The following is a 6,395-nucleotide window of genomic DNA, read 5'->3' on the forward strand; positions in this document are numbered from 1 at the left end:
ATTTTTCACTCAAACAACGTTCCACATTCTCAGTCGGATTATTTATCTGAGCTCTGGAGGAAGATTGAAAAAAATGAACGGCGTAATCAAAAGGCCGAGATCAAGGTCAATCAGCTTTTTTCTGAATACAAAGATAAACTGACTCCCTATGATAAAAAGCTCGACCATCTTCACTGTGCCTGGGTTAAGCACTTGATGTCATTTTTGACCTCAAAAAAACTCAAAACCAATATCCGCAATCGCTTGATGCAAGCGATTGAACAGGAGTTAATTGACTTGCTTGATCGCCCTTTTATCAATGATAGAGACAAAGTCGAGGCGTTATGCGAAGAGTATGAAACCTATCATAATAAAGTATTTCAGAAAGAGAAACAGCAAGCGCTCAATGCAGCTTGTCGAGAATTTGAAAACGGCATGAAGGAGATGTTCGGCGCTGATATTGATTTACCCCACAAAAAAATCCGTGAAATTCTGGCTTCTGGTGATCCATTCGCCATTGAAGCTTTTATCAGTGCCTTATGGGCCTCTTTTGTTAAACATAATAACGACTCATTTTCACCACGAGCCCAAAATGAGGACGATTGGGACGATTTTGAATTCGATTATTTTGAGAGTGAAGACGACGACGCGCTTAACATCAAAGAAATGTTCCGAGGTACTCAACTCAACAAAATGTACAAACGCATTGCGAGTGTTATCCATCCAGATAAAGAGTCTGACCCGTTAAAGAAAGAAGAGAAACATCGTTTAATGCAGAAACTGGCGGTGGCCAAACGAGAGAATGATGTGATGACCTTAGTCCGAATGCTGACAGAATATGTCCCCGATTCTGAGCACCTTCTTGATGAAACAACTTTAGTGAGAATGGAGCATTTGCTCGAAATGAAGCTCCTGGATTTAAATCGGGCCCACCGTGACATCTTTAGCCAACAAGGAGTTAAGTCTCAAGTCTGGAGACAATTCTCAGCACCAAGCAAGAAGAAGACGCAAGCCAAAATGGAAAAGTATCTTGAAATGATTGATGATTCGATAGTCTCGCTTGAAAAAAGAATAAGAAAAGTTAACAGTATCAATCAATTAAAAAAATATTTAGGATCTCTTACCTTCTATTGATTCTGTGTCTAGAAAAGAGGCTTAATCATGGTGGTTTAAGAGGTTCGAAATACCGCTTGCTCACCCTTCGACTGGCTTCGCCAGCTACGGGATTGCGACGAGCGGTGCCATTAAAGTTTGAGCAGGTATATGTTCGCGTTCCCCGTTAATTTTTGAATGCGCCTTATTATTTAAGCCTTAATACACGCTGATTACGCACTCAATTTAAAATCGTGAAAAACAGCTAGGAAGCTTCAATTAAAGAGAAAGAATAAATTCATGAGTCGAAACCTTAAGCACTATCAAGCCCTTGATGAGATCGTGACGAATGCGCTTCTCGCACTGTATTTAACCATGAGTCAACAAGGTGGATATTGGACAACGAAAAGAAGAAATGAACTGTTGGTAAAATTCATCAAACCAAAAGTAAAACGGCCTCAGTTCTCGACATGTAAAAATGAACTCAAAACCATGATCAGTATTGGCCGAAGTGTAACAGGCAACCTCGAAAAAAAAATGTGGGAGGTAAATCAACTGAATCTCGGGTATCAAGCCAAGTTCTCACAGGCTGATGAACTCTATATCATGTTAACGGAATTATTTGAGCAGCATCAGTTTCCAACTATGTTGGAAGACCCCACAAAAGAAATGGAACGAGATACTCTTTACATGAAAGAAAAAAGCATAGAGCAAGGGTTTGATGAAGACAATAACCAGATAAAACCCCTGGCTATGACGGTGAAAACCCATCGGTTGGAAGCGTTAATTGAAGCGCTAAAAGCCAAAGGCTTTTATCGCGTTGAAGTTGACTCTGAAGAGAAAGATGAAGTCATTCACCTTTTATTGCACCGAGAGTGATAACGATTATACGATTGAATAGTGCCTTTCTATTTCTCGGTTTTACCTTGGGTAGACAATGTCCGACTAAATACCCATCTTCAACCTTGACTGAAAGCTTTCCCATATGACAACGCACCCAAAGCCAGTCTGACCAAATAGGTCATAAAGAGAGAGCTTTTCAATACGCAACTCTGGCTTACGCATGAACCTTTTAAAATTGGCATTAGCTAGGCTAGGTTTGCGCATAGGGTCCAATTCTCTTCTTCATTTTTCCACCTAAATCCGGATTTAGGTCTAGTATAATATACTGCGATACTCACCTTGTGACACGGAGCCTTCCATCCTAGTGGTAGGTGAAAATTTCACCCAAACCTTACGGACGCCAGTTTTCAATGCAGAGACACAATAAGAGTTTAGGACTATTCATACTTTTCTTTATGCAGACACATGCAATAATCAACATGCTATGACGAGGTTGATGGTTATATGAGATGTTCCGAAATACCCCCTTTGATCTACATGGTTACTGAAACTCAACTTGAGAGTGCTCTATCCTCTATAGCCATCAATAACTTGCATATTTACTGTGCGTTTACTCATGAAAGTTTGAACACTAAATTAATCAAAGATATTCAGTACAGCCACTTTAAATCCATAAGCTTTAGCGACGCTCGAACTATTTACCCTAAAAAAGCATCATTCTCGGATGAAGATAGGCAATAACTCATTGATATTTAGAAAAATATGCCTAAGAGGGAATATTCACAACGCTATTTTTGGAGAAAACGTGTTTCGACAATTTTTGTGTATCTTATTGATTTGTAATATTATCTCAATTTAAATGTAAATGGACTCAACATGACCGAAATGATAAAAACTTTACTTAATATCCGCTCGCTTCGTGCGTTCTCTCGTGAATTAACACTTGAGGAACTTGAAGAAGCACTGAATAAGTTAACGACCGTCTTTCTTGAACGCCAAGAGAGCGAAGAAGTAGAGCGCGAAGCTCGTGCTGAACAAGAATCCAAAGTCGCTGAAATCGCAAAGCAAATCAAGGTCGATGGTGTTAATATTGAAGCTCTTATAGAAGCTCTAGCAGGTCAATCAAAGAATAAAATAAAAGGTAAACGTAAGCCTCGCCTTGCTAAATATAGTTACACAGACGGGAACGGCATAGAAAAAACCTGGACCGGTCAAGGTCGCACCCCTTCCATAATTCAAGAACAGCTTGATGCTGGAAAATCAATTGAGGATTTCTTGATCGCGAAATAGTCGCTTCTTTCAAAACCCTCACTACACCCCCCTCAATTAAGAGGCCCAGAATTCATATAGAAACTAACAGAGCCCTTGTTTAGGTTAGTTTCTATAGGGCAGTCAGCTCGCTTTAAATATCTCTCCCATTGGCCAATCTTAAAATGAATGCGTGAACAGAAATCAACCTAGAGGCGTTAATTACGTCACTGGCCTCATCAGTACCGAAACACGAGAAAACACTTATGACTATTGCAGAACAATTGCGCCAACAAGGCGAGCAACGTGGCCGCCAAGAAGGACGTCAAGAAGGTCGCCAAAAAGCCCTCAAGGAGATGGCGCACAAGATGATGCTTAATGGTCTAGATCAGGAAGCCATTATGGATGTCACAGGATTGAATAAAGACGAACTAGCACAACTTTCTCATTAGCCGAGCAAGTAAATGGCCATCAATAAAGGACGGCGCGTGGGGAGATAAATAGTTAAATCAATAAAAAATAAGGATAAGAAAAAAAAACGGCGCGGCACTTTCTTTTGTCATACGACAGGTCCCTTCTTCGATTAAACGCGGAGTCATGTGGAACCCTTTCATCACCTTCCCACTTAACGTCCACCTTCATCCGGATGGTATGACGTTGTACGAAACTTTTAGACTTTTCCTACCCATCGGCCTTATTGTTATCATATTCAGGTACTAATTGAGTGAGGGGAATTATCGCCTCACCCAACTTTCATTGTGACAACGTCATAAAAAAGACCGAAAGACTAAGGTTATTACCTTCCTTGAAGCCCTTATATAACGTTCTGGTCAAAGTTTTATAAAATATTCAACGTTTTACTGCCCACTTTTAAATCGACTCTCTTTATACCCAAACGATAAAGGTAAGAGAGTACGTCATTTTTAGAAACATTGTATTGACTACGATTTAGAAGTAATAAATATTCTTCTAACAAGTATGGAAAGTCGCTTAATCAACGCCCATGAGTAATGTCAATCTGAGTGATATGTCGGCCAAGCACGGCATTATTGTGAATCGTCCTATATTTATCGTTGGTTCAGCCAATCAAGTCCCGCTTTAGACGTAAGAAACTACTCTGCTATCAATTCATTAGGAGCGACATCTTATCGCTATTAGAAAAACCAAAGCATCAAGGTTTGAACTAGCAACCTAGTGAATACGCTTTCATTATGTAATGATTTTACTTACAAAGTCATACTGTAAGAGACAAAAGATTCCGGAATAATACGTCAAATGGTCTGGGCTAAAACTTATATGGCGGTTCGTATCATTGGTGTTGAGTTTGGCTACACCAATTACGCAAACTACAAAAATAGTGCAGAATAGCTTTCGATAACATTAGCTGCAATATTCCAGAGTTTTGTCTATTTTAGCACTGCGATTGGCCATCTTCGATAACATCAAGATTTGGCCTGTACCAAAGCAAAAGGGTAACCAGCACTCTTTCTTTTGCGCTTACCGAACTCGTTGTCCAAATTTGAACTCGATGTGAGAGCCAGAGCGAATAATGAGAAAGCACTCGTCAATGGAGTGAACGTCACTGTTGAGTGCAAAGGCGGTAAGAGAAGAGCCACCATTTTAGTTGATAAGTGACATACAACATGTAACTGGCTTAGAACACGTTAAAGCTCTCTTTCATTACACTAGTAAGCACTCTAGCAGGGATTTTGTTTTGGTTCTTGTAACGGGACTGTTGCAAAAATACTGTACGGACCCTTTTTTTTAATCATCGTGGGCAACGCTTGGAACTCATATTTCTGTCATGGGTGCAGACAAAATAGGAAACAAGAACTTCCATCCTCATTGTTTGAGAAAGCATACTCTACTGTGACTATATACCTTAATGAAAAACGATTGGCGAGTTCTAGCATGCGCCAGATAAAGAGATCTATAAGATAGTTGAAGAGCCTATGTTAAATGACAGGAACAAAAGCGGCATTACCATTTTGATAACTCAAGATTAGCTTATCAAGATCCTTACATTGGCCAGTTACTTTTAATGAAATACCTACCCAAGGTAAATAAGCATGAATAAAATTAGCTTTTTAAAAATAAACAATACCATTATCGATGACATTATTGCTCTCTCAGTGGAAGAGTCTCAAAAACAACTCATTGCTAACAACGCAGAGTGGCTTGCAGAAGCCAGTTTTAACGACGATAGTATCAACTATGGTATTTACTTAAACGATAAACCTGCGGGCCTGATCTCTCTGATTGACCCTAGAATACTGGACACACACGATGAACACTTTCAAAAGGAGCATTTATATGTATGGCGCGTCATGATTGACCATCGTTTCCAAGGAAAGGGATTGGGGAGTCAAGCGATTAACTTCAGTAAGAAATACGCTTCCATTATCGGTTTAAAAGGCGTCTCCCTGACCACGATGGATAAAGAAAAAGGCAATGCGCTCTCTATTTATCAAAAACTTGGTTTTATACCAACGGGCAGAAGACTTGATGATGAAATTGAATTAATTTTTGGCTTAAAGGAATGAGTGAATAAACAAGTCAGATGGTGTGTCTGGGACGGCTATTTGGCCGCCTCATTTTATACTTAAACTGTAAATGTATTGAAGAGTTCATTCAAAAACGCTGATCCCTCGTGCACTCTCACCTCTGCCCGGTCACGGCTTAACCAAAAATCAAATTGACTCTTGTTCAATATCCGTAACCTTTAAAGACCTTGAATCGCTTCGATGAGCTTTTTGATTAGAGCATGGTCTGACTCTATCGCATTGTCATGGTGTTTAATTACTCTTAATTTTTTTGCTCATATTTTCAGCTATCATGCGCTAATCTAGAAAACGTTAAAGTTCCAGCTCAGTGCTCTAAAGATCGTAAAGCCTCACCTAGCAGGTCTTCTGGCGAAAGGTTAGAATGGGTGTTCATTATACTTTCGATTCTCCTTGTAGGAAAAGAATTACAAGTCTTCCCTCTACCATCAAAGTCCTCTTGTCTTCTGCCGTATGCAATGTACACATTAATGAGAGTACACTCCCTCTCTCTCACTGAGCAGGTAATTTTCCTGAGTTTTTTTTGAAGACCTTCAAACATTCTATCGAGGCTTTGGTCACTATTTGCCTTAGTAAAGTGGCCATAGACTTCAGAGATAGTGCTATTTATTGATAGCTCAAACCTATGTACTTCTTGTTTCATTTGAAATAACTCAAGTATTATTGGGATTT

General features: G+C 39.6%; 5 protein-coding genes and 2 pseudogenes. 5 read left to right on the forward strand and 2 right to left on the reverse strand.

All coding sequences use genetic code 11. From position 1 onward, the window contains the following. From AB4589_RS22130 to AB4589_RS22150, 5 genes and pseudogenes are all read left to right on the forward strand, one after another. The coding region (locus tag AB4589_RS22130; RefSeq protein WP_372101690.1) for a hypothetical protein at positions 1-1,113 on the forward strand (1,113 nt) is incomplete at its 5' end. 258 nt (positions 1,114-1,371) lie between these two features. Beyond that, positions 1,372-1,950 (forward strand): DUF2913 family protein, encoded by a 579-nt coding sequence (locus tag AB4589_RS22135; protein WP_017101494.1) that lies wholly within the window; start codon positions 1,372-1,374, stop codon positions 1,948-1,950. A gap of 840 nt (positions 1,951-2,790) precedes the next feature. Continuing rightward, positions 2,791-3,204 (forward strand): H-NS family nucleoid-associated regulatory protein, encoded by a 414-nt coding sequence (locus tag AB4589_RS22140; protein ID WP_069592252.1) that lies wholly within the window; start codon positions 2,791-2,793, stop codon positions 3,202-3,204. A gap of 164 nt (positions 3,205-3,368) precedes the next feature. Further along, positions 3,369-3,614: pseudogene (locus AB4589_RS22145) on the forward strand (ISNCY family transposase); the annotation flags it as partial. 1,617 nt (positions 3,615-5,231) lie between these two features. After that, on the forward strand, positions 5,232-5,705 hold the full coding sequence (locus AB4589_RS22150) for a GNAT family N-acetyltransferase (protein ID WP_016800590.1): 474 nt from the start codon (positions 5,232-5,234) through the stop codon (positions 5,703-5,705). A 59-nt stretch (positions 5,706-5,764) separates the two neighbouring features. On the opposite strand, the pseudogene AB4589_RS22155 reads toward AB4589_RS22150, so the two are convergent. Next, positions 5,765-5,968: pseudogene (locus tag AB4589_RS22155) on the reverse strand (IS6 family transposase); the annotation flags it as partial. A gap of 62 nt (positions 5,969-6,030) precedes the next feature. Further along, the gene (locus AB4589_RS22160; protein WP_240799967.1) at positions 6,031-6,393 is read right to left on the reverse strand and encodes a hypothetical protein; all 363 of its coding nucleotides are present in this window, start codon (positions 6,391-6,393) and stop codon (positions 6,031-6,033) included. Between the last annotated feature and the right edge of the window lie 2 nt (positions 6,394-6,395).

Origin of the sequence: Vibrio sp. 10N.222.49.A3 (assembly GCF_041475145.1) — a bacterium.
Lineage (GTDB): Bacteria > Pseudomonadota > Gammaproteobacteria > Enterobacterales > Vibrionaceae > Vibrio > Vibrio tasmaniensis_A.

What these genes read in the sequence shown, in the direction of transcription:
- AB4589_RS22135 (WP_017101494.1), top strand. Translation starts at nt 1,372, where the DNA reads ATGAGTCGAAACCTTAAGCACTATCAAGCCCTTGATGAGATCGTGACG.
- AB4589_RS22140 (WP_069592252.1), top strand. Translation starts at nt 2,791, where the DNA reads ATGACCGAAATGATAAAAACTTTACTTAATATCCGCTCGCTTCGTGCG.
- AB4589_RS22150 (WP_016800590.1), top strand. Translation starts at nt 5,232, where the DNA reads ATGAATAAAATTAGCTTTTTAAAAATAAACAATACCATTATCGATGAC.